We start from the raw sequence: 22,027 nt of genomic DNA, 5'->3' as shown, positions 1-22,027 counted from the left end.
AGTGCATAGAATGATGACCATAGCCAGCTCAAATACGATAACTGTCAAGGAGCGCCCGGTGACAACACTGGAGCAGCAACCAACGAAAACCGAAGGGCGCAAAGACCCCTGGGGTGTTTTGTTGGAAAAAGTCGGCAAGCATCAGGATCGGGCGGCTTATCATGCTTTGTTCGAGCACTTTGCCCCGCAGATCAAGTACTACGCGATCTCGAACGGGCTGGCCAGCCACGCGGAAGAGCTGGTGCAGGAAGTCTTCGTCTCTATCTGGCGCCGTTCCTGTCTTTACGACTGGCGCAAAGCGGCCGCATCCACCTGGATTTTCACCATTGCCCGGAATCAGCGCATTGATATGCTGCGTAAAATGCAGCGGACCAGTGCTGAGATGGCGGTGGAAACCGAGGATCTCTGGCAGATTCCGGGTGATAACGAAGACGAACCAGTTACCTCCCTGCACCGCCTGATGTCCGAGCGGCGCATCCGGGAGTCGCTGAGCCAGCTCCCGGAAGAGCAGATTACCGTAATCGCGAAGGTATATATGGAGCACAAATCCCACCAGATGGTGGCAGATGAGCTCAACATTCCTCTCGGCACCGTGAAAAGCCGGGTTCGCCTGGCACTGAACAAACTGAAAGTGATTTTGCAGGATCAAAACGTATGACACGGCACCATCCCGACAGCCTGAGTCTGATGGAGTACAGTGCGGGCAACCTGAGCGAGCCCCATGCTCTGTGCATCCGCCTGCATCTGGAGCAGTGCCCCCACTGCCGTAGCCGGGTAGATACTCTGAACAGCCTGGGCGCGGTCATGATGGATCACCAGCCAAAGGTGACGGTGGCTGATTCGAGCTTTGACCAACTGATGGCGCGTATCGATAGCTCCCCGCAAGCATCATCTCCGGTGGTTCCTCAACCGAAGGTGAGCCCTCTGCAGAAACTGCTCGGGGATGACATCAATGCGCTGCCCTGGAAACGTCAGCTTGCGGACGTGAGTGTGCTCGACATTACCGACAAGTTTCCCGGCCAGAACGAGAGGGTCGTTCTGCAAAAACTGGTAGCGGGCGGCAAGGCGCCGGCCCATACCCACCGTGGCGATGAAACCACGATTGTACTTCAAGGGGCATTTGCAGACCAGAAGGGCGTATTCAATCAGTGGGACTTTGTGGTTCTGAACGAACAGGACGAACATCGTCCGGTGGCCGTCGGTTGCGAAGACTGCATTACGCTGTCAGTGCTGAGCGCCCCCCTGAAGCTGACCGGGACCTTCACCCGCCTGCTCAATCCGTTCCTGCGTTAACAGTATGCTGCGGCGCCGCCGCAGCATGACTGCGCTACCATGGCAGATCACTGCCATCCCAACTGATAAAACGTCCATTATCCCTGTCATCAAGGCTTTCCAGAACCGAAAACAGATTGCTTGCCGTCTGCTCTGGCTCGTGTACCGTTAACCGCTCCAGCGACTGCTGAAATGGTTGGCTCAGCGACGACAAGGTGGTGCCCGGGTGCACGGAAACGCATGCCAGTGGCGCGTAACGCCTCGACAATTCAATAGAAAGGTTCTTCACCACCATATTCATCGCCGCCTTGGAGGCGCGATAGGCGTACCAGCCCCCTAACTGGTTGTCCGAAATAGACCCCACTTTCGCAGACACCGCGGCAATACGCTTGAAGTGCTTTCCCCTCAGCACCGGAGCCAGCCTCTGCATCAGCGAGACAAACCCGAGGCAGTTCACCTGGTAGCTTCGCATCATGCTTCGGCCATCAATATCCTCCAACCGTTTCTCCGGAAACAACTGGTCATCGTGCAGCAGGCCTGCGGCATAAATAACGGTTTGAACCGGACCAGAAGCTTCCAGCACAGCCTTGAACTCGGCGACATCAAGCCGCTGCTCGTCCTCTGCATCCCAGGCCATCAATCTCACGCCAGAGTAATTTTTCAGATCGTTCGGTGCCGTCTCCGGCTTACGGCACAAGCCAACCAGGCTCTGGTCCGGATAGCTTCCCAGATAACGCCGGGCCAATGCCGCACCGATGGCACCGGATACGCCCGCAATAACGGTTGTCATTCGCTACTCTCCCAATGATCAATCAACACCATGCCGTTGATACGAAAAATCAATGCTTTCAGGCCATCCAGAAGCAAACCAAAAATTTCAAACGCCCGTATGAAGAAAAACTTCCAGATCAGAACGACGACATCCGTCGGTCATTTAGACCGCCAAATCAAAACAGGAGAGTATCCATGCAATACCAGGCACCAGCGAACGACCTTCGCTTTCTGTTGTTTGATGTGTTGGGCGCAGACAAGCTGCACGAGCTGGAAAAGTATGCCGATGCCACACCAGACCTGATCTCCGCGGTCATTGATGAGGCCGGAAAACTGGCGGCAGAGGTCATTCAGCCCACCAACCAGGTTGGCGACCGTCAGGGCTGCAGCTACGACCCGGAAACCAAACTGGTCAAGACACCAGACGGCTTCAAAGAGGCCTATCAGAAGTTTGTCGAAGGTGGCTGGACCGCGCTGGACGCGCCACTGGAGTTTGGCGGCCAGGGCCTGCCTCACACCCTGAAATTCGTCGTGGACGAAATGGTATGCTCCACCAACCTGTCGCTGGGCATGTACCCCGGCCTGACGCATGGTGCCATCAGCGCCCTCTATGCCCACGGCTCGGAAGAGCTTAAGCAGACATATCTGGAAAAACTGATTTCCGGCGAATGGACCGGCACCATGTGCCTGACCGAGCCCCAGTGCGGCACCGATCTGGGCCTGATCCGCACCAGGGCCACGCCGAACGACGATGGCAGCTACGCCATTGAAGGCACCAAAATCTGGATTACCGGAGGCGAGCACGACCTGGTGGACAACATTGTCCATCTGGTGCTGGCCAAGTTGCCGGGCGCACCAGACACCACCAAAGGCATTTCCCTGTTTGTAGTACCCAAGTTCCTGCCGGACTCCGGCGAGCGCAACCCGGCCTTCTGTGGTGGCCTGGAGCACAAGATGGGTATCAAAGGTTCCGCCACCTGCGTGATGAACTTTGAAGGCGCCAAGGGCTGGCTGGTGGGCGAGCCCAACAAGGGCATGAGCGCCATGTTCACCATGATGAACGAAGCCCGCCTGATGGTGGGCATGCAGGGCCTGGGCCTAGCGGAAATGGCCTACCAGGAGAGCCTGGCCTTCGCCAAAGAGCGTCTGCAAAGCCGCTCCCTGAGTGGCCCGAAAAACCCCGACGGCCCGGCCGACCCGATCATTGTGCATCCGGATGTACGCCGCATGCTGATGCGCCAGAAAGTGCTGAACGAGGGCATGCGTGCGCTGGCACTGTTTACCGGCCACCAGCTGGATCTCTCCGTGGCACACCCGGACGAAGAGGTTCGTGAAAACGCCGACGACCTGGTACAGCTGCTGACGCCGGTGGTCAAAGCCTTCCTGACCGATGAGGGCTACAACAACGCCAACTGGGGCCAGCAGGTACTGGGTGGCTCCGGCTTCACCCAGGACTGGCCGCTGGAACAACTGGTACGCGACGGCCGTATCGCCCGTATCTACGAGGGCACCAACGGCATCCAGGCGATGGATCTGGTAGGCCGCAAACTGTCGCTGAAGGGCGGGCAACTGGTACGCGCCCTGTTTGCCGAGCTGACTGGTTACCTGAAAGACAATCCTGATGCGCCCTACCGGGAAGAACTGAAAGGCGCCATCAAGGGTCTTGAGCAGGCCACTCTGTGGCTGGCCCAGAATGCCCCGAAAGATCCGGAGCAGGCTGGCGCTGCGGCAACACCATATCTGCGTCTGACAGCCCTGACCGTCATCGGCTATCTCTGGTCTCGCATGGCTGCCGTTGCCGGCCAGAAGCTCGAAGCCGGCGAAGGCAACAAGCCTTTGCTGGAAAGCAAGCAAGTATCCGCCCGTTTCTATTTCGAGAAACTGATGCCCGAGGCGGACTGGCTGCTACGGGATATCCAGTCCGGCAAAGACAGCCTGATGGCCCTGGAGGATGAGCAGTGGATGGCCTAAGCGGCAGAACTTCCGGTCAGGCCAAAAATCCTGGCCGGAAATGACCGGCAAATGGCAATTTGTGACCTTCATCAAGACAGATCAGAAATTGATAATAGTCACGTTGATTAGTGTCTCTGAACTAGTCCAACCCGCCTCCTTGCGAGGCTGGTACCTTCTTGAAGCCGCGCTATGCGCGGCTTTTTTTATGAATGCTTTTCGCCAGTCCTGCTACACAAGTACAATGCACACTGTATTTTTGATACTCCAGTAGAGACTGCATGACCTCCGACGACTACCACCTCCGCTTCGGCGGCATAGAACGTCTGTACGGCCGCAAGGCCCTGCATGCTTTCCGCCATGCCCACATCGCCATTGTCGGCCTCGGCGGCGTGGGTTCCTGGGCGGCGGAAGCCTTGGCGCGCAGCGGTATTGGCACGATCACCCTGATTGATATGGACGACATCTGTGTCTCCAACACCAATCGGCAGCTGCATGCTCTGCAGGGCCAGTATGGTCGAACCAAAACCGACGCCATGGCGGAGCGGTTGCGGGCCATCAATCCCCAGGCGGATATTCGGGTGCACTTTGGCTTTCTCACGGTGAAGAATGTCGGCGAGCTGATCACCGAAGATATGACCGGCGTGGTGGATGCCATCGACAGCGTGAAGGCAAAAGCGGCGCTGATTGCCCACTGCCAGCGGCGCAAGATTCCGATCATCTGTGCCGGTGGTGCCGGGGGCCAGATGGATCCGACCCAGATCCAGGTTGCAGACCTGGCGAAAACCACACAGGATCCATTATTGGCCAAGGTCCGTAATATGTTGCGCCGGGAATACGGTTTTTCCCGAAACCCGAAACGGCGCTTCGGCGTAGAAGCTGTATACTCTCTGGAACAACTGACCTATCCCGCCCCGGACGGCGAGGTATGTCAACAGAAACCGACAAGCGACGGCCCGGTGCGGCTCGACTGCGCCACCGGTTTTGGTGCTGCCAGCCCGGTGACAGCAAGTTTCGGCTTTTTCGCAGCGTCGCGGCTGCTGAATCGCATCGCCCGCAAGGCCAACGCCTAATTCAACCATCGGGGCCCTTTTATGGCCGTAAGCACCACGTTAATTCTGGCCGGCATCGGCGTTTCTTCCCTGGTTTGCCAGTGGCTGGCATGGCGGGTACGCATGCCGGCTATCCTGTTCCTGCTCGCCGGTGGCATCCTTGCCGGCCCAGTGACCGGGTTCCTGCAACCGGAAGCCATTTTTGACGACCTGCTGTTTCCCGTCATCTCCCTGGCAGTGGCCATCATCCTGTTCGAGGGCAGCCTTACCCTGCGCTACGAGGAAATCAAAGGCCACGGCAAGATGGTGCGCAATCTTATTCCTGTGGGCACCATCGTCACCTGCATTATCGGCACCCTGGCCGCCCGCTGGATTCTCCAGGTATCCTGGGAAGTTGCTTTGTTGTTCGGTGCTATCTCCGTCGTCACCGGGCCTACCGTGATTGCGCCCCTGCTCCGGGCGGTGCGCCCTACCTCCAAGCTGGCGAACATCCTCACCTGGGAAGGCATCATCATTGACCCGGTAGGCGCACTGCTGGCCGTTCTGGTGTTCGAGGGCATTGTTTCCTGGGGCCAGGGCAATGTTTTCAGCCATTCCCTCTATATTTTTGGCAAAACCCTGCTGGTAGGCTTTGCCATCGGTGCCGCCGCCGGCTACCTGAACGGCCTGGTCCTCAGAAAGCACTGGATCCCGCAGTACCTGCATAACGCCGGCACGCTCACTTTCATGCTGGGTGTCTTTGCCATCTCCAACGAACTGGCCCACGAATCGGGGCTGCTGACCGTGACCGTGATGGGCATCTGGATGGCCAACATGAAGCAGGTTCCGGTCGACAGCATTCTGGAATTCAAGGAATCCCTCAGTGTGTTGCTCATTTCGGCCCTGTTTATCATTCTGGCCGCCCGCGTGGAGTTTGCCGCCATCGCCGAATTGGGCTGGGGCCTGGTTGCTGTGCTGGCTATCCTCATGCTGATTGCACGCCCCGCGAGCATTTTCCTCTCGGCCATTGGCACCACACTGAACTGGCGCGAAAAGCTGTACCTGAGCTGGATTGCTCCACGTGGCATTGTCGCTGCGGCGGTCTCAGCGCTGTTCGCATTCCAGCTTGAGCGAATCGGCTATGAGAGTGCCGGCGTACTGGTGCCACTGGTGTTTATGCTCATCATCACCACCGTTACCCTGCAAAGCCTCACTGCCCGGCCAGTGGCAAAGCTGCTGGGGGTTCAGGAACCGCCCGCGCACGGCTTCCTGATTCTGGGTGCCAACCCGGTGGCCCGGCTGGTGGCCCAGGCCCTGAAAAAGCATGACATTCCCACCATGCTGACCGACACCAACTGGGAGAACGTGCGCCAGGCACGCATGGAAAACCTGCCGGTGTATTTCGGCAACCCGGTGTCGGAACACGCGGCCAAGCATATGGACCTGACCGGCATCGGCAACCTGCTGATTCTGTCGCCGTACAAGCAGATGAACAGCCTGGCCACCTACCATTTTCTGGACTGGTTCGGAGATGATTCAGTGTTTGGTTTGGTAGAGGGCGACCAGGATCAGCGGGCGCGGCTTCAGACCGCAGGCAAGGTGCAGCGAACCCGGGGACTGTTCGATGGTGTCAGCTATGCCAAGCTGGCGAGCCTGGTCAGCCAGGGCTACACCGTGAAAACCACGCAGCTAAGCGAAGAGTTCAGCTACCAGCAGTTTCTGAACCAGTATCAGAACCAGGCCCTGGTGTTGTTCGTACGCGACAGTCGGGACCATATTCACCCGGTCAAGGACATGGAAACCCTCGAGCCCGGTGACGACTGGGTACTGATCAGCCTGGTTCCCCCACAACCCCAGAAGGAACGTCGGGACCGGGAAGAACCTGCCGGTGAGAAGGGCGACAAAACGGCAAGCGGTGCCGCTCCAGCCTGACGCTATTCGCAACCGTCAGCGGCAGTCGAGTACCAGCTTGCCACGGACGTGGCCGCCCTCCAGCAAAGCGTGGGCGGCCTGCACCTGATCCAGCGGGAAAGCCTGGTCAATGTGGACCCGCACATCGCCGTCTTCAATGAGCTCGGCAATTTCGTCCAGGTGAAACACGTCCGGCCTTACGGTCATGCCGTGGGCCCGGAGCCCCATGGCCTCGGCGGCGCTGACAATGTCATCTGCAGTCACAGTGGGAATGGTCACCAGCACGCCGGTTTCTGACAGGGTATGCAGGGAGCGTTTGCCGGCTTCCCCTCCCACCAGGTCCAGCACCACATCCAGGCCATAGCACTCCTCAGCCACGTCGGTAGTGTGGTAATCAATCACTTCGTGCACGCCGAGCTCTGCCAGAAAATCCCGATTGGCCGGTGAGGCTGTTGCCACCACATGGGCACCACGCTCCAGCGCAAACTGAACCGCAAAATGGCCGACACCGCCTGCCCCGGCATGAATCAGTATCTTCTGACCGGATTCCAGCCTGGCCACCTCAAACAGGGCCTGCCAGGCTGTCAATGCCGCCAGGGGCACCGCGCCGGCGGTCACCAGATCAAGCTCATCAGGGACGATGGCCAACTCGTCAGCACGAGCCAGTGTGTACTCCGCATATGCACCACCGCCGGCCGGAAAGCCCACCATACCCATCACCCGGTCGCCCGGGGCCAGGGTGGTCACGCCCTCAGCAACGGCGACGACCTCACCGGCAACGTCGTACCCCGGCGTCCAGGGCAGCCGGTTTTCGATCTGTCGGGCGGCGAACCCCAGCCCCTTCCGGGTCTTCCAGTCAATCGGGTTCAAACCGGCGCCATGCACTCGGATGACCACTTCACCTTCCCGGGCCTCAGGCACCGGAGCCTGCGCCACCTGAAGCACCTCCCGCTCACCAAACTCGCCGTAGATCACGTGCTGCATGAGGATTGATTCACTAACGTCGGTAGGTTCCATGGTTGCCTCCGGAGTGCATGGGGTCAGATGTCCCTCGAAGGGCATCAAGGATGAGACTAGCAGATATTTCCGACGACGGCCCTAGCGCGGCAGGCCCCGGCCACCGGGCACCAGAGCGCCGGACAGAATATCGACGAATGCTTTCGGAGCCCGTGCCGGGCGTTGGGATTTCATATCAACGCAGGCGTGAGTGGACAGACCCCGCAACAGGGTTTTGCCATCGGCCCTGCGAATCAGCTGGAACTGTCGGGCGGAGCGGAAACGACCATCCCAGTCCGTCAGCCAGGTGCCCAGCACCAGCTGGTCTCCGGCATTAGCCGACATCAGGTAGTCCACGTCGGTGTGGGTAATGGCCATGGCCTTGCCGGTTTCCTCGTGCAGGGCCCAGGTCATGCCCAGACTCTCGATGTGCGCCCAGCTCACCTCCTCCAGCCAGCGGATGTACACCACGTTATTGGCATGGCCAAGTCGATCGGTATCTTCGGCCTGAACCGAGATTTCCAGGGTGAACGGGCCGGGCAAATCCCAGCTCAGGGCGGGGGCATCAGTCATGGGGTTGCTTCTCCAAGGCCAGGGATGGCCTGCAACGGTAGCCGGCCAATACGGTCGTTGTGAAGTGAACCAAAGTATAGAACACCGTCGTGGGGATTAACTGAGGTAATCTCCTGCAGATGAGTACCACGAGTGTCGTGCAGGCTGGTCAGCATCTGGCCCTTGCTATCGAAGGCGACCACCAGGCCGTAGTTCTGGGGCTTGGGCTTCAGGCTATCCGGCAACTTGGCAACCAGATCCTTCAGCCACGGGGACTTGTGCATGGCATCCACCTGGGGATTGCGCAGGGTCGGGAAGGCGACCCAATAGCGACCCTCATCATCCACCGCCAGGTTATCCGGAAAACCCGGCAGGTTGTCGGCAAACACCTCTGCCCGGCCAGCCTTGGGACCGTTGATCCAGTAACGGAGAATGCGGTATTTCCAGGTCTCGTTCACCAGCACATAATCGCCCTGAGGGGATACCGCCACGCCATTGGCAAAATGCAGGTTACCCAGCAACACCTCGGTTTTCCGGGTTTTCGGGTTGTACCTCAACAACCGGCCGTGAGGACGCATCTCCAGCAAGTCGAGCACGTAATCCGGCTGCTGAAAGCGGGAACTGGCATCGGTGAAATAAATTCGGCCATCCGGGGCGATCACCACATCATCCGTGAACCGGAAGGGGGTGCCTTCGGCCTCCCGGGTAAGCACCGTGATGTCACCCTCAGGGGTAATGGATAACAGGCCTTTCCAGGCGTCGGCGACAATCAGATTGCCGTTGCTGTCAAACACCATTCCAAGGGGCCTGCCACCGGTTTCCAGCCAGTGTTCAACCGTATCATCAGAGTGAACACGCACAATCCAGCCGTCCTGGGTACCGGTGTAGAGTACGCCATCAGGGCCGATGGTGGTGTCTTCAGGGCCGTATACCTGACCACGGGCGAGCAGATCGGCCAGTCGCAACCGTTCATTGGGTGCCAGTACGCCGGTCATCGCCGGTGGCGAAGGCGCCTGCCAGGCTTTGCTGTCAATCGGGGACGGGGTCAGCAGAAAGCTGCCAAGCAAAAAAAAGACAACCAGCAAGCCAACCAGCAACCATTTCATCATGCGCGCCCGTTCCCTTTTATGATTCTTTGTCCGCAGGCGACCCGGCGGATAACTCCGTGTGCCTAACCTTAGCAGACATCACAGGGTTTCTGACAAGGTCAGGCCTGTTCCAGAAAACGCCGGCACAGCATGGCAAAAGCGTCCGGCTTTTCCGCGTGCAGCCAGTGCCCGGTGCCTTCAATGATTTTCAACTCGGCGCCCGGAAACAGGGTACGAATCGTGTCCCGGTGTTTCTCCTGGATGTAGGCCGAATCCGCTCCCTTGATAAAAAGCACCGGCCCCTCAAACGGTCCCTGCCCTTCCGGCGCCGCCGCCAGTTTGTCATAACAGGCATCAATAACAGACAGGTTCAGCCGCCAGCGGAAGGCCACCTCATCGTCGGCCTGTTCCTGGGCCGGAATACGCTCCAGGTTTTTCAGCAGGAACTGGCGCACACCCGCCACTTCGACAAACCTGGCCAGGCGGGCATCCGCCTCGCTGCGGGATTTCACGCCACGAAGATCCATCTGCTGCATGCCTTCAAGAATGGCGTCGTGGTGGGCCTTGTAGGTAACCGGCGAGATATCCGCCACAATCAATGACCGCACCCGCTCAGGATGCTTCAGGGCAACCTGCATGGCGACTTTGCCGCCCATGGAGTGGCCCAGCAGACTGGCTTTTTCAATACCCTGGGCATCCAGATAGGCAATGACATCCTCGGCCATAGCCGGATAGTCCATGTCGTCAGTATGGGGAGAGCTGCCGTGATTGCGTTCATCCAGAGCATGGATCTGCCAGCCGTCCTCAAGCCGGCGGGCAATACCACCCAGGTTTTCCAGGGAACCAAATAGTCCGTGCAGCAGGATCAAGGGATCTCCCTGACCGGAAATACGGTGATTCAGTGCAACACTCATGGTCTGGCGGCCTCCGGTTGTCGGATCAAACCGGATACACTACCACTGCCAGTTTACGGGGCAAGGGGAATTTGGTGCCAACCCGACAGGCAGAAAAAAGCCGGGCATGGCCCGGCTGGAAGGTCACAGACATACGCCTGAAAGATCAGCAATAGAAAATGCTGTCCAGGTATTCAGCGAGTGCCAGAACGTTTTTGCGCTCCATTTCGCTATGGGGTACAAAGATTTCCTGTTCCATACAACACCTCCACTTTGTAACGCATTACTTCAACCTGATAGCCAACATGCTATCGTTGAAGCAGTGGCAACCCGTTGACTTGCTGTCCCAATCATTTGACATTTTGTATCAGTCCACCAGATAACAAACGGGAGCAGAACCCAGGCATGCAGCCCCAGACCGAATATCCGGAATCGCCCCAGGTGGCGGCATCCAGCACCCTGGCGCTGGTGCATTATCTGGAAACACGGGGCCTTCTGGATCGTGCCCGGGTTGAACAGGCTACCGGGCTGGCGCTGGAAACCTTGAAAGATCCGGATCTGCGGGTACCCGCTTCTGCCCACTACCGTTTGTGGGAACTGGCCGAGCAACTGACCGCCGATCCGGGCGTCGGCCTGCATGCCGGCCAGGTCATCGACCCCGAGCGCATGGGGTTGGTCGGCCATGTGTTCTTCAACTGCGACACTCTGGGCGAAGCCGTCGTGCAGTACGTCCGGCTGCACCGACTCATCAACGAATCGGTCACCCTGAGTTTTGAGCAAACCCCGGACCAGGCCATCCTGACCTGGCAGCCGGATCGCCCGGATCATTACTGTCGACAGGACATGGACCGCACCCTGGCCGCTGCCCTGTGCCGGACCCGGCATTTTATCCATCGCGGGATCGAGGCTGACTGGCTGGAAATTGCCCATCCGGAGCCCGCATATGCCGCTGAGTACCGCAAACTGTTCGGTGGCACCGTTCATTTCGGCTGTGGCGTTACCCGCATGGCGTTTGACAGCAAGCATCTGGGCCACCCCATCCCGCACCGGAATCCCTATGTTTACTCAGCGGTGCTGAAACAGGTCAATGCGGTCATGGCCCGGCTACAGACCCGCCGCTCGTTCAGCCGAAAGGTGCGGCGCCTGATTTCCCGTCAGATGGCCACCGACCGGATTGATGCCGACACCCTGGCCCGGCAGTGTCATATGAGCCGCCAGACCCTGTACCGAAAACTCAAGAAAGAAGGCATGAGTTTCCACGACCTGGTGGAGCAGGTCCGCAAGGACAAGGCCCTACGCTATGTCGCCGACGACCAGTACGCGCTTGGCGAAATCGCCTTTCTCCTGGGGTTCTCCGAGCTGAGTGCCTTCAGCCGTGCGTTCAAGCGCTGGACCGGTGTTGCACCGGCCCAGTTCCGGGCCAGTCATCAGGGGCGCGAGTCATGATTTTAGAAAACCTGTCGCTGCTGGCCATTCCCCTGGCGGCGCTGTACCTGGCGGCGCTGGCCTGTATTTACCGCATCCTGCTCACCTATCGGACGGCCCAGGGAGCCATAGCCTGGATTCTCGCACTGGTGGGCCTGCCATACATTGCCGTGCCCATGTTCCTGTTGTTTGGTCGTTATCGCTTTGGTGGTTACGTCAAGGCGCGCCGCATGGGCGATGAATCCCTCACCAACCTGTTGGATCAGTTTGAAAGCCAGACCACCTCCATCACCAATCCGGGCCAGGAGCATTTCAGCGATGAGCTACAGGTGCTGTGCAAGCTCGGCCGACAACCGATCACCAGCGGCAACCGGTGCACGCTTCTGAGAGACGGCGAAGCCACCTTCGAAGCCTTGTTCGATGCCATGGAAGACGCCCGCCACTACCTGCTGCTGGAGTTCTATATTGTCCGCTCAGACCGGGTCGGCCAGCGCATCAAGGCCATCCTTGAACGCAAGCTGGCCCAGGGCGTGGAAGTCTGGTTCCTGTACGACGATATTGGCAGCGCGTTTCTGTCCCGCAAATGGCTGAATGAACTGTCTGCTGCCGGCGCCCGCATTGCCTCGTTTGGTGACGGCAACATCCGGCGTCGGCGCTTCCAGATCAACTTCCGTAATCATCGCAAGCTCCTGGTCTGCGATGGCAAGGTGGGATTCGTCGGTGGTATCAACCTGGGCGACGAATACCTGGGCACCGCTATGGACCAGGAACCTTGGCGCGACACCCATTGCCGGATTGAAGGGCCAGCTGTCACCGGCCTCCAGCTGGCCTGGCTGGAGGACTGGAACTGGGCCAGAAATACCCGGCCGGAACTGAACTGGGCGTCCGTGTCGCAGCCTCCCGGCGACCAGGAAGTACTGATATTGCCCACCGGCCCGGCAGACACCTGGGAAACCTGCACCCTGTTCTTCCTGAACTGCATCAACAACGCGCGCACAAGGATCTGGATTGCCTCACCCTATTTTGTGCCGGATTTCCAAATCATGAATGCCCTGCAGTTGGCGGCGCTCAGGGGGGTGGATGTTCGCATCCTGATACCGGAGAAAACCGACAGCCCACTGGTCCGGCTGGCCGCCTATTCCTATCTGGTACAGGCCAGTCAGGCCGGTATCGGTATCTATCGTTACCAGCCAGGCTTCATGCACCAGAAAGTGGTTCTGGTGGACAGCCGCTACGCTGCCATCGGCACCGCCAACCTCGACAACCGGTCCATGCGCCTTAACTTCGAGATTACCGCCGTCAACACCAGCCCGACGTTCATCCAGCAGGTGGAAACCATGCTGGAGGAAGATCTGGGGGCCTGCCGGCCCATGACCGAAAACGACTATCGCCAGCGCTCCATCCTGTTCCGGCTGGGCTGCCGGGCAGTACGACTATTGGCGCCCCTGCTTTGATCTGGCCCCGGGCGGGCGCTTGTGCGAACATGAGCGCTCGACTGATGCTGTAAACGACCATTTCATGAACGCATTCAAGCCCAGAGAAACTCTGACCGAGCAGGTCGCTCGTCACATTGAAAACCTGATTGCCTTCGAGCAACTCCGTTCCGGCGAGCGCATCTATGAAAGTGCCATGGCCAAGCAGATGGATGTCAGCCACGGCTCCATCCGGGAAGGCCTGCTGCTGCTGGAGAAGCGCCATCTGGTGCGTAACGTCCCCCGCAAAGGCGCGTTCGTCACGCCGCTGGATGAACACTTTGTCCGCAGTCTCTATGAGACTCTGGAACTGTACCTGACTCACACCGGACGGAAGCTGGTGCGTCAGTGGCAACCGAATGACATGCAGCGGCTGGAATCCCTGTACGAGCAGATGCGTGACCGTTTTCAGAACAACGATCTGATGGCGTTTCTGGAGCTGGGTATTGAATACACCAAAGCCTCATTGGTGTACGCCGACAATTACTTTATTGTCTCTGCCATTGAGGATCTCTGGCCCTCAGCCAAGCGCTGCGCCTTTGTCGCCTTTCGCCATGGCGGCAAACAGGTTCTGGAAGACAACCTGGTGCACATGGAAGAATCTATCCGGATAATACGGGAACGGGACGAACAGGCCCTGGCCGATATCCTGCACCGCTATGCCGTGCAGCAGTGTGAGCAGGTGTTATCCGCTCTGAACAAATGATACCGCGAAAACTCAGTAGAACAGCTGGGTGAACGAGAAGCCGATATTGAGATACGCGGTCCATTCGTCTTCGTTGTTATAGGCGGCCGAGAGCTGTACCGGTCCCAGGAAGGTATCCACCCCGGCGAAAACACTCCAGGATCGCACCAGCCCGGACCAAGTGGCATCATCCATCTGCTCCCAGGCATTGCCGGTCTCAAATCCTACGCCGGTGAACCAGGGCAGCACCGGCCCGCCGAACTCACGCCGGGCCCAAGCCGCCAGCAAAGCCGCATCATTTCCTGTGATCTCGCCCGGGGCGTAGGCTGACAACTGCCGAAAGCCGCCGAGGCGCGCTGCGTTCTCAACGCCCGGCTCACCGCTGATGACCTGCCGGGTATACAGCAAGCCGGTGAGATTGAAACGTTGCCAGGTACCGGTTCCCAGCAACATGCCGGTGAGGGCGTCGAACTCCCGGTCACTGCCGAGTTCTTCCCGCTCTACCCTGGCCCGGATACCGGCAAAAGCACCGGATTTCGGATAAAAGGCATCGCTCAGGGAATCATGCACCAGCTGCAGGCTGCCGTAGCCCTGATGGATCTTGCCTGACGGCGCAACCGGAACACCCACTTCGTCATCCACGGTGGCATAGCCACGGACATAGCCCAATCGGATTTCACCATCGCCGCCCAGTTCCATGCCAAGGGCCAGATCCACCTCCCGAAAGGTCACATCAATCTCGGAAATACGGTCGCCGTTGTCGTAGACACTGTAATCATCCCGGCGATATTCCACCCCAACCACCGCAAACCGGTCATAACCGTAATCGAGAGGCTGGTACCATTGGCTACGCACCCAGGGCTGAGTGCCCAATTGAAGCCCGGTCTGCCATTCCGCGCCCAGGCGATTGAGTTCGGTCATCCGCAACCCGGTGGCCAGATTGAATCGGGTATCGCCGTCGAAGTTGTCCTCATAATTCAGGCCGAACGACAGGTAATTGGGCCCCCAACTCTTCTCCCTGGCCTGGATAATCAGCACGGGGCCGGCCTCGGAAGGACGCATGGACCAGGACACGGTCTCGTAGTACCCCAGCCCGTAGATGCGTTTGAGATCGGCTTCCAGTTGCTCCACATCGAGCGGCTCACCCTCTTTCTGCCGGATCCGCTCGCGCAGAAAATCACTGGCCAGGCGGTCGCCTTTACGGAATTCGATACGGGCGACCGGCCCCGGCGCCAGTTCCTCGGCTCGAAGCCGGTTGCGGTAATCCCGCCACTCCGAGTCAGACACTGCCAGCCGGTTCAGGGCCACAGCATGATCCCTGGCTCCGCTGGCCCCCAGCTCAAACAGCACCGGCGCGTCGTAGAAATCGGCAGAGGTGTAGCCTTGCAGATCTGGCTGGATCAGGATGTCGCGTTCGGTTAACAGGCCCAGCTGGAATTCGGTGTTGCGCCGGGTCATCAGCGTGGTGAGCTGCCCGACCACTGAAAAAGCTTCGCGCATGTCTTCAGTGGTCATAAGCGGATCGGTGATGTCCACGGCAATGACCACATCGGCGCCCATTTCCCGGGCCACGCTGACCGGTAAATTGTTGGCCACACCACCATCCACCAGTAATCGCCCGCTCCTTTCCACCGGCGCGTATACGCCGGGAATGCTCATGCTGGCACGAATCGCATCAGCCAGGTTACCGTCGCCAATCACCGCTTCAACGCCGGTTTCCAGATCGGTCGCCACAGCCCGAAACGGGATGGGTAGCTGATCAAAGTCATCCACCAGGGCGGCGTTACGGGTCAGCTCGTTGAGAATAAAGCCGAGATTCTGGCCGGTAACCAGTCCGCCACCAAACCGAACGCCCTCGGAACCGACGCCAATACCCGGCACCAGAGGCAGGCGCCAATCGTCCTGCTTTCGGCGCACCGGCTTGTAGGCCCGGCCTGGGTCATCGCGAAAACTGGACAGCCAGTCCAGCCCGATAAATCGCTGTTCGATTTCTTCCACTGGCATCCCGGTGGCGTACAGGGCGGCAACGGCCGATCCGGCACTGGTACCGACCACCACATCAACCGGCACCTGCATTTCTTCCAGTACCCGCAGTACCCCGACATGAGCCATGCCTTTGGCACCACCGCCACTGAGCACCAGGCCAATGGTTGGGCGAGCGCTACTGGCGCCAGCATCGGCGAAAGCAGAAGGGAATACGGGCAGGACAAGCAGAATGCACAGTAACCAGGACGGCCAACGAGTGCTCACAGTCCCGTCACGAGCTCTGTTTTTTGTCATCGTCGGCCAGTGACAGATGGGAAGTATCCGGCACAATCGGTGGGGGAAGGTCCCGCTTTACCCCCAGATCACTGCCGGCCGGAGCCAGTGTCCAGTCATCAAGATGCTCAAACATCGGTGCCTCAGCCTCCTGATGCTCAACCAGAGTCACCCCGACCGGGTCCAGGCTCAGGCCGGAACCGGCCAGAATATCATCCACCTTTTCGCCGGCCACCGGCAGGCGATCGCCCGGTTCAACGGCGGGAGTTTTACCGGATTTCGCTTCCGGTTGCGCCGGCTTTGGTGCCGGAGACTGTGGCGGGACAGGCTGTGACGCCGGAGTCTGAGCAGAGGGCGCCGGCGCTTGCCTGGCCGGCTCGGCTCCGGGCATCGGCTGTGCATACGCCACCATTCCGTGTTTTTTCAGCACCGCCAGGTACTTCTCGGCCTGAACCTGCTCAAGCTTGTTACGAATGACGACCGGTTGCCCACTGAACATGCGGTCCAGCTGCTCGACGCTGGCCTTGAACAGAGCCCGGGCATTGTTGCGAGCGGTTTCCAGATCGGTGCCTGGTGTGCACTCTCCTTTGAACACGAGCTGGTACATGGCTATCCCTCTGCTTTTACAACAACTGTTGGTCAATGATAGCTGAAATCACAGGCCACAACAGGCATTAACCAACGCCGGGCCTTACCATCCGGAAATCATTTCAGCATTGCAAACAATTGAAAAATCCAGCGTCCACAGGAGGAAAAGTACGCCACACTCTGCAACAATCAACTGTAACCAAACTTTACACTTGGTTACACTAACAAGAATCGCAGATTACCTTTCGGGAGCCTCACATGCGCACCTTTACTACCGCCCTTCTCTCTGGTCTGGTGCTCGGCTTGTCATCGGCGCAGGTAGCCGCCGAAAATCTGGATGTATTGATGAGCCAGGTTTTTCAGGCCAATGAAGCCACCTACATCGGCTACGAAAGTATCGAGCGCGAGGACATTCCCGCCCAGGCCAGAGTAGACCGGAAATACCTGATTGTGGATTTCCGCTTTCCGAACCAGCAACCGGCCGCCGAACAACTTCAGGCCAGCGTACACAAAGTGTGCATGACCCTGCTGAAAGATCGCGAACTGATCCGCTCGCTGTCGGATTCCGGCTACGACATGGTGGCCGTGGCCTTTAACCGCCAGTCCCAGTTTGACTGCCTCTGAGCAAGCCGCCCGTGCTATTCCTGCCCCAGTAGTCGGGGGAACGCATCCAGGGCAGTATTGACCGCGTCCAGGTTGAAAGCCTCCACATCCGCCAGCAGCTTCTCCCCGTAACGCGTGACCGACGATGACCGGTGCCGCTGGCCCCATTCGATAATGCGGGCAGCAAAATCCTTCATCTGTTCCGGGTCGCCGCTCTCCCGCACTTCCTGCCATTCGTTACCGAAGTCTTCAGCCAGCTTTTCCCGTAGCCAGCCCCGCTCATGCATACTCATGGTCTGGGCCAGCAGGCGTTCGGATTCCTCCGGCGCGCCCTCGTCATCAGCCTGCTCCACGGTCGCTTCTACCCTGGGCAGTACCACCTTGAACGTCGAGCCCACATTGGCCTCACTTTTCACGGTCAGTCTGCCGCCCATCATTTCCACCAGTTTACGGCTGATCGCAAGCCCCAGCCCGGTGCCGCCATAACGCCGGGAACTCTGGCCTTCCTGCTGCTCGAAGGCTTCAAAAATGCGCTCCTGCTGGTCCGGCGCAATGCCGATACCGGTGTCTGCCACGGTAACCACCAGCCGGTAGAAACAGACCTCGGAATCGGCATCCGCCGGCTCACCCAGCGGCTTGGCCACCGCGCGCACGGTAACCCCGCCCTCATGGGTGAATTTGATGGCATTGCCCACCAGATTAAACAGCACCTGTCGCAAGCGGGTCTCGTCCAGCATCATCGCCGAGGGCATACCCGGCCCCACGCTCACTTCCAGGGTAATGCCCTGCTCCGTCGCCCGCAGGTCAAAGATGTGGCGGACATCACTGAGCAGCCGGCGCACGGACACAGGGCCGAAATCCAGGCGCATCTTGCCGGCCTCGATCCGCGACAGGTCCAGAATGTCATTGATCAGCATCAGCAGGCTTCGACTGCCCGCCCGGATAGCATTGAGGTAGTTGCGCTGTTGCGGGTCCGTCACCGAGTTGTAGAGCAGATCGCTGTAGCCGATCACCGCGTTCATAGGCGTTCGGATTTCGTGCGACATGTTGGCCAGGAATTCGCTCTTGGCACGGCTCGCAGCCTCCGCTTCCCGGGCCAGCCGCTCCGCCTCAAGCTTGGCGGCACGGAGTTCATCCTCACTCCGGCGCAGCGCGTTCTCGGACCGGATTCGCTCATCCACTTCCAGTGACAGTTTGCGGTTCCAGTACAGGAAGATCAGCACCACCACGATGGCTATCAGAATGATCCGCCGAACCACGGTGTAATCGGCTTCCTGTTCGATATCCAGGTGAATCCAGCGATTATAGATGGCTTCGGTTTCGGACGTCGGCAGACTGCCCAGCGCCTTGTTCAGAATGCGGTGGAGCTCGGGCTGGGCCGGGCTGACCGCCAGTCTCAGATCGTACTGATAAGGCGTAATACTGGTAATCCGCAGGTTCGACAGACCGAGCCGTGCCACCGTGTAGCTTACCGCGGGGATGTGCGTCACCATCACATCCAGATCGCCGTTGGAAAGCGCAAGCAGCCCGTCTTCCACGGTCTGCTGGGGATAGAGGTCGAGATTCGGATGGTTGATCAGCAGGTAGTCATGACTGGCCTGGCGGTTTACCACACCGACCCGTTCATCCCGCAGTTCACGCAGGTCTCCGATAAAGCGGCCGGTATCGCGGATCGCCAACGCAATGGGCACGTTGACATAGGCCCGGGTGAACAGGAATTCCTGCTCGGTACGGGGCGTGCGGGACATGCCGGGAAGAACATCCAGCTCACCGGATTTCAGTTTTTCCTCAGCACTGGCACGACTGTCTACCGTCACTCGCTGAAAGCGCATCCCGAGATCCTTCTCCAGCCGGCTGAGCAAGTCGGCGACCAGCCCCGTGGGCCGGCCGTCCTGCTCAAACTCGAACGGTGGCCAGTCCGGCCTCAGCCCCACGGTAATCTCCGAGTTGCCGGCCAGCCATTCCATTTCACCCGCCGTGAGCGCAACATTTCGGGTCTCGACTTCGGGCAACTCCCCCGCCAACCAGGACTGGCGAATATTGCGATGTTCCTGGTGAGTCAGTGAGGAAACCGTGCGATCAAACACCCGGAACATGCGCTCCTGCTCGATCGGAATCTGAAGCACCACATCCACAGGACGCCGATCCAGCAGCACCGCCAGCCCGACACCATTGATCATCGCCGATTCCAGATAGTCGGACACCACAGGAACCGGCCCAAGAAAAGCACCCGCCTCACCAGACATGACCCGGCTGACGGCCTCACCCAGGCTGGAAACCGGCACTGGCGTGAAACTTTCCACCGGGTCAAGCAGCGGGAACTGATTGGGGTCGTCACCGACAATCACAACCTTCGCCGCCTCCAGATCCGACAGATTCCGGATTGCCGGGTCACCGGCATTCACAAACACGCCGTAGGTAAGTGACATCAAGGGGGCTGTATGTCGCACGCCGGGAATAACCGGGGCACCGGGCAATCGGGTGGTGAGAATCAGATCCGGCTCTGGCCGCTCAGTGCCCAGCGTCTGGTTCATCAGAAAGGGCTCAATGGGCAAGCCCAGCTTGGAAGACAGTCGATTGAGGTAGTCCACCCAGATACCCGCCATCCGCCCTTCGCCGGTATCGAACACCAGGGGCACCTGGGTGTGCCGGACCCCCACATTGAAGCCATCCTGTTCTGCCAGCCAACGCAGGTCATCAACACCCAGTACGGGAGCCGGCGAATCCTGGGGCGGATCAGCCAATACGGCCCCTTGAAAAACCAGCAACAGGAGGCAAAACATGAACTGTGAACGAGACTTCACTGGATATCCTCGGCGGGTCCACTACATTTCAGGAAAACCATACCTGCAAACGGGCAGGATTGCATTTTGCCAATGAGCTGATGGAGGCAAGTAACCATGGACACCAGCAAACACAGCCTGAGCACCCTGTTCGAACAACTGGGGCTGCCCTCCGGTCAAGCGGAAATCGAGAATTTTATCGCCCGACATTCACCATTGCCCAGTGAAGTCGCCATCCGGGATGCGCCTTTCTGGTCTGAGAGCCAGTCCCACTTTCTGGAGGAAGGGCTGGAAGAGGACAGCGACTGGGCAGAAGTGATCGACGAACTGGATGCCCTGCTAAGACACTGATTGGCTGCGTCAGAGCACCGACACCCGGTTTCGGCCCTCATCCTTGGCCTGATAGAGGGCCCGATCAGCCCGGTCAAACACCGACTCCTCGGTGTCGTCGTCCTGAAAACCGGCCAGCCCCGCTGAAAAGGTAATGCTTACCGGCTCGCCGCTGAAATGGAACGGCAGGCCGGATACATGTTCGCGCAGTGAGTCCAATACCTTGCGGGCTTCATCTGTAGGCGTTTCCGGCAGCAGTACCACAAACTCCTCGCCACCGAACCGGGCGATAAAATCCGTCGACCGCAGGCGAGTGCTCATCTCCCGGGCCACCAACTGCAGCACGCGATCCCCTGCCTTGTGGCCATAGGAATCGTTGATGCGCTTGAACAGATCCACGTCCAGCACAGCCACCGTGAGCGGGTGCCGGTAGCGCAACCAGCGATTGTATTCAAACGACAGCCGTTCCTGCCAGGCTTCACGGTTGGGCAGCTGGGTGAGCAGATCGGTCAGGGCTCGCTGACGCTCTTCACGCACCTGGGCCTGCATCTGTTCCGAATGGGCCTCCATGGCCGCGACTTTCTCCTGCATGGCTTCCAGTTGGTTCGCCAGCAGTTTTTCACGCTCGCTTTCCGACGTCCGGAACCGCTCCAGCGCACTGCCAATAAATTCCAGGCGTTGACTGACCGACTGCTTCAAAGCTTGAATATCCTCGCTGGCGCGGATGTCATCCCCCACCTTGTCCAGCTCGGCACGGATTTCCCGGTCCAGCGTCGCTGTGGCGTCCTGCCGGCCAGTCTGGGCATCACTCTGCTGGGCAAAATGCTCCCGCAACGCCTGCAAGCGTTCATCCAGACGTTTCAGGAAGGCCTCGAATTCGCGCTGGCTGCGGGTAATGGCGGCAATCACCAGATCGGCGACCCGGTTCAGCCCCTCCCGGAGCACTTCCCAGTCGTTGCTGGTCAGCAAGGTCTGCTGTAATTCCCGGGCTTCTGCTTCTGCGGCCGGCTCCAGGGAAGCCTGTTGCAACAGTTGCCCCAGTAACTGGCCGATGCGGCGTGCAATTCTCAGTCGCTGGGTGGTATCCGCCAGATCCACACCTTCTGCCGGGGCTTGCGGTTCCGGTGTGGGCGACACAGCCTGAGGCCCGGCCTGCTCGTCCAGCAGGGTAATCTGCCGGTCAATCTGGTCCTGCAGTTCCCGCCAGTGCTGCAGGTTGATCTGCTTCTTACGGATATCCTCCCGCAACCGACCCAACAATTCGTCCAGCTCCGGTCGCTGCCCTTCAGAGGCCAGACTGGTTCGTACCAGCATTCTTTCCAGCAGATTACGTTCGGATTCCCACTGTTTTTCCCGATGCTCTGCCTCTTCCAGTTCCCTGAGATATTTCTCTTTCCAGGAATCTTCAGATGCCATGA

Annotated in this window: 19 protein-coding genes; 10 read left to right on the top strand and 9 right to left on the bottom strand. The window is 59.1% G+C overall.

What is annotated here, in order from left to right:
• The first annotated feature begins 58 nt into the window (after nucleotides 1-58).
• Together ACF8YQ_RS02035 and ACF8YQ_RS02030 are read left to right on the top strand one after the other, a co-directional pair.
• A complete protein-coding gene (locus ACF8YQ_RS02035) occupies nucleotides 59-658 on the top strand; it encodes a sigma-70 family RNA polymerase sigma factor (RefSeq protein WP_014420382.1) in 600 nt (199 codons plus the stop codon).
• Nucleotides 655-1,293: a ChrR family anti-sigma-E factor gene (locus ACF8YQ_RS02030; RefSeq protein WP_206855169.1), complete on the top strand. Its 639-nt coding sequence runs from the start codon at nucleotides 655-657 to the stop codon at nucleotides 1,291-1,293. Before ACF8YQ_RS02035 ends, ACF8YQ_RS02030 begins: the two co-directional genes overlap by 4 nt.
• 34 nt (nucleotides 1,294-1,327) lie before the next feature.
• Here the strand turns inward: ACF8YQ_RS02030 and ACF8YQ_RS02025 are convergent, their stop codons facing one another.
• Nucleotides 1,328-2,062 carry an SDR family oxidoreductase gene (locus ACF8YQ_RS02025; RefSeq protein WP_396622469.1) on the bottom strand — a complete coding sequence of 245 codons (735 nt, stop codon included), beginning with the start codon at nucleotides 2,060-2,062 and terminating at the stop codon, nucleotides 1,328-1,330.
• 176 nt (nucleotides 2,063-2,238) lie between these two features.
• Between ACF8YQ_RS02025 and ACF8YQ_RS02020 the strand changes: the two genes are divergently transcribed.
• The 3 genes from ACF8YQ_RS02020 to ACF8YQ_RS02010 all read left to right on the top strand — a co-directional run bounded on the left by ACF8YQ_RS02020 (nucleotide 2,239) and on the right by ACF8YQ_RS02010 (nucleotide 6,956).
• The gene (locus tag ACF8YQ_RS02020; RefSeq protein WP_396622468.1) at nucleotides 2,239-4,014 is read left to right on the top strand and encodes an acyl-CoA dehydrogenase C-terminal domain-containing protein; all 1,776 of its coding nucleotides are present in this window, start codon (nucleotides 2,239-2,241) and stop codon (nucleotides 4,012-4,014) included.
• Nucleotides 4,015-4,274: 260 nt separating this feature from the next.
• The gene (tcdA, locus tag ACF8YQ_RS02015; protein WP_396622467.1) at nucleotides 4,275-5,066 is read left to right on the top strand and encodes a tRNA cyclic N6-threonylcarbamoyladenosine(37) synthase TcdA; all 792 of its coding nucleotides are present in this window, start codon (nucleotides 4,275-4,277) and stop codon (nucleotides 5,064-5,066) included.
• A gap of 21 nt (nucleotides 5,067-5,087) precedes the next feature.
• Nucleotides 5,088-6,956: a cation:proton antiporter gene (locus tag ACF8YQ_RS02010; RefSeq protein ID WP_396622466.1), complete on the top strand. Its 1,869-nt coding sequence runs from the start codon at nucleotides 5,088-5,090 to the stop codon at nucleotides 6,954-6,956.
• 15 nt (nucleotides 6,957-6,971) lie between these two features.
• On the opposite strand, the gene ACF8YQ_RS02005 is transcribed toward ACF8YQ_RS02010, so the two are convergent.
• The 4 genes from ACF8YQ_RS02005 to ACF8YQ_RS01990 form a co-directional block, all read right to left on the bottom strand.
• Nucleotides 6,972-7,952, bottom strand: coding sequence for an NADP-dependent oxidoreductase (locus ACF8YQ_RS02005; protein ID WP_226597560.1), 981 nt, complete (start codon nucleotides 7,950-7,952; stop codon nucleotides 6,972-6,974).
• An 81-nt stretch (nucleotides 7,953-8,033) separates the two neighbouring features.
• On the bottom strand, nucleotides 8,034-8,504 hold the full coding sequence (locus ACF8YQ_RS02000; RefSeq protein WP_226597559.1) for a thioesterase family protein: 471 nt from the start codon (nucleotides 8,502-8,504) through the stop codon (nucleotides 8,034-8,036).
• The gene (locus ACF8YQ_RS01995; RefSeq protein ID WP_396622465.1) at nucleotides 8,501-9,592 is read right to left on the bottom strand and encodes an SMP-30/gluconolactonase/LRE family protein; all 1,092 of its coding nucleotides are present in this window, start codon (nucleotides 9,590-9,592) and stop codon (nucleotides 8,501-8,503) included. The genes ACF8YQ_RS02000 and ACF8YQ_RS01995 overlap by 4 nt, the downstream gene beginning before the upstream one ends.
• 98 nt (nucleotides 9,593-9,690) lie before the next feature.
• On the bottom strand, nucleotides 9,691-10,485 hold the full coding sequence (locus ACF8YQ_RS01990; RefSeq protein WP_113879499.1) for an alpha/beta fold hydrolase: 795 nt from the start codon (nucleotides 10,483-10,485) through the stop codon (nucleotides 9,691-9,693).
• A 384-nt stretch (nucleotides 10,486-10,869) separates the two neighbouring features.
• On the opposite strand from ACF8YQ_RS01990, the gene ACF8YQ_RS01985 reads away from it, so the two are divergent.
• From ACF8YQ_RS01985 to ACF8YQ_RS01975, 3 genes are all read left to right on the top strand, one after another.
• Nucleotides 10,870-11,910: an AraC family transcriptional regulator gene (locus ACF8YQ_RS01985; protein ID WP_226597558.1), complete on the top strand. Its 1,041-nt coding sequence runs from the start codon at nucleotides 10,870-10,872 to the stop codon at nucleotides 11,908-11,910.
• Complete coding sequence (gene cls, locus ACF8YQ_RS01980) at nucleotides 11,907-13,343, top strand: cardiolipin synthase (protein WP_396622464.1); 1,437 nt, start codon at nucleotides 11,907-11,909, stop codon at nucleotides 13,341-13,343. The genes ACF8YQ_RS01985 and cls overlap by 4 nt, the downstream gene beginning before the upstream one ends.
• A 64-nt stretch (nucleotides 13,344-13,407) precedes the next feature.
• Complete coding sequence (locus ACF8YQ_RS01975) at nucleotides 13,408-14,067, top strand: GntR family transcriptional regulator (protein WP_396622463.1); 660 nt, start codon at nucleotides 13,408-13,410, stop codon at nucleotides 14,065-14,067.
• Nucleotides 14,068-14,079: 12 nt separating this feature from the next.
• Here the strand turns inward: ACF8YQ_RS01975 and ACF8YQ_RS01970 are convergent, their stop codons facing one another.
• A complete protein-coding gene (locus ACF8YQ_RS01970) occupies nucleotides 14,080-16,326 on the bottom strand; it encodes a patatin-like phospholipase family protein (protein ID WP_396622462.1) in 2,247 nt (748 codons plus the stop codon).
• Complete coding sequence (locus ACF8YQ_RS01965; RefSeq protein WP_396622461.1) at nucleotides 16,304-16,912, bottom strand: hypothetical protein; 609 nt, start codon at nucleotides 16,910-16,912, stop codon at nucleotides 16,304-16,306. Before ACF8YQ_RS01965 ends, ACF8YQ_RS01970 begins: the two co-directional genes overlap by 23 nt.
• A 239-nt stretch (nucleotides 16,913-17,151) precedes the next feature.
• On the opposite strand from ACF8YQ_RS01965, the gene ACF8YQ_RS01960 reads away from it, so the two are divergent.
• Nucleotides 17,152-17,517: a hypothetical protein gene (locus ACF8YQ_RS01960; RefSeq protein WP_396622460.1), complete on the top strand. Its 366-nt coding sequence runs from the start codon at nucleotides 17,152-17,154 to the stop codon at nucleotides 17,515-17,517.
• A gap of 14 nt (nucleotides 17,518-17,531) precedes the next feature.
• Here ACF8YQ_RS01960 and ACF8YQ_RS01955 read toward each other — a convergent pair whose 3' ends face one another.
• Complete coding sequence (locus tag ACF8YQ_RS01955) at nucleotides 17,532-20,300, bottom strand: ATP-binding protein (protein ID WP_396622459.1); 2,769 nt, start codon at nucleotides 20,298-20,300, stop codon at nucleotides 17,532-17,534.
• 96 nt (nucleotides 20,301-20,396) lie between these two features.
• On the opposite strand from ACF8YQ_RS01955, the gene ACF8YQ_RS01950 reads away from it, so the two are divergent.
• Nucleotides 20,397-20,630: a DUF2789 domain-containing protein gene (locus ACF8YQ_RS01950; RefSeq protein WP_396622458.1), complete on the top strand. Its 234-nt coding sequence runs from the start codon at nucleotides 20,397-20,399 to the stop codon at nucleotides 20,628-20,630.
• Between the two features lie 9 nt (nucleotides 20,631-20,639).
• Here the strand turns inward: ACF8YQ_RS01950 and ACF8YQ_RS01945 are convergent, their stop codons facing one another.
• A complete protein-coding gene (locus ACF8YQ_RS01945) occupies nucleotides 20,640-22,025 on the bottom strand; it encodes a diguanylate cyclase (protein ID WP_396622457.1) in 1,386 nt (461 codons plus the stop codon).
• Nucleotides 22,026-22,027 lie beyond the last annotated feature (2 nt).

Origin of the sequence: Marinobacter sp. W-8 (assembly GCF_044342215.1) — a bacterium.
GTDB classification, from domain to species: domain Bacteria; phylum Pseudomonadota; class Gammaproteobacteria; order Pseudomonadales; family Oleiphilaceae; genus Marinobacter; species Marinobacter nauticus.
Note: the sequence above shows the minus strand (reverse complement) of the source record. Positions and strands in the feature narration are given on the sequence as shown.

Coding starts and splice junctions, on each gene's coding strand:
- ACF8YQ_RS02020 (WP_396622468.1), top strand. CDS start 2,239: ATGCAATACCAGGCACCAGCGAACGACCTTCGCTTTCTGTTGTTTGAT.
- ACF8YQ_RS01945 (WP_396622457.1), bottom strand. CDS start 22,025: ATGGCATCTGAAGATTCCTGGAAAGAGAAATATCTCAGGGAACTGGAA.
- ACF8YQ_RS01970 (WP_396622462.1), bottom strand. CDS start 16,326: ATGACAAAAAACAGAGCTCGTGACGGGACTGTGAGCACTCGTTGGCCG.
- ACF8YQ_RS02005 (WP_226597560.1), bottom strand. CDS start 7,952: ATGGAACCTACCGACGTTAGTGAATCAATCCTCATGCAGCACGTGATC.
- tcdA (WP_396622467.1), top strand. CDS start 4,275: ATGACCTCCGACGACTACCACCTCCGCTTCGGCGGCATAGAACGTCTG.
- cls (WP_396622464.1), top strand. CDS start 11,907: ATGATTTTAGAAAACCTGTCGCTGCTGGCCATTCCCCTGGCGGCGCTG.
- ACF8YQ_RS02030 (WP_206855169.1), top strand. CDS start 655: ATGACACGGCACCATCCCGACAGCCTGAGTCTGATGGAGTACAGTGCG.
- ACF8YQ_RS01985 (WP_226597558.1), top strand. CDS start 10,870: ATGCAGCCCCAGACCGAATATCCGGAATCGCCCCAGGTGGCGGCATCC.
- ACF8YQ_RS01960 (WP_396622460.1), top strand. CDS start 17,152: ATGCGCACCTTTACTACCGCCCTTCTCTCTGGTCTGGTGCTCGGCTTG.
- ACF8YQ_RS01975 (WP_396622463.1), top strand. CDS start 13,408: ATGAACGCATTCAAGCCCAGAGAAACTCTGACCGAGCAGGTCGCTCGT.
- ACF8YQ_RS01950 (WP_396622458.1), top strand. CDS start 20,397: ATGGACACCAGCAAACACAGCCTGAGCACCCTGTTCGAACAACTGGGG.
- ACF8YQ_RS02000 (WP_226597559.1), bottom strand. CDS start 8,504: ATGACTGATGCCCCCGCCCTGAGCTGGGATTTGCCCGGCCCGTTCACC.
- ACF8YQ_RS01995 (WP_396622465.1), bottom strand. CDS start 9,592: ATGATGAAATGGTTGCTGGTTGGCTTGCTGGTTGTCTTTTTTTTGCTT.
- ACF8YQ_RS01965 (WP_396622461.1), bottom strand. CDS start 16,912: ATGTACCAGCTCGTGTTCAAAGGAGAGTGCACACCAGGCACCGATCTG.
- ACF8YQ_RS02025 (WP_396622469.1), bottom strand. CDS start 2,062: ATGACAACCGTTATTGCGGGCGTATCCGGTGCCATCGGTGCGGCATTG.
- ACF8YQ_RS02010 (WP_396622466.1), top strand. CDS start 5,088: ATGGCCGTAAGCACCACGTTAATTCTGGCCGGCATCGGCGTTTCTTCC.
- ACF8YQ_RS01990 (WP_113879499.1), bottom strand. CDS start 10,485: ATGAGTGTTGCACTGAATCACCGTATTTCCGGTCAGGGAGATCCCTTG.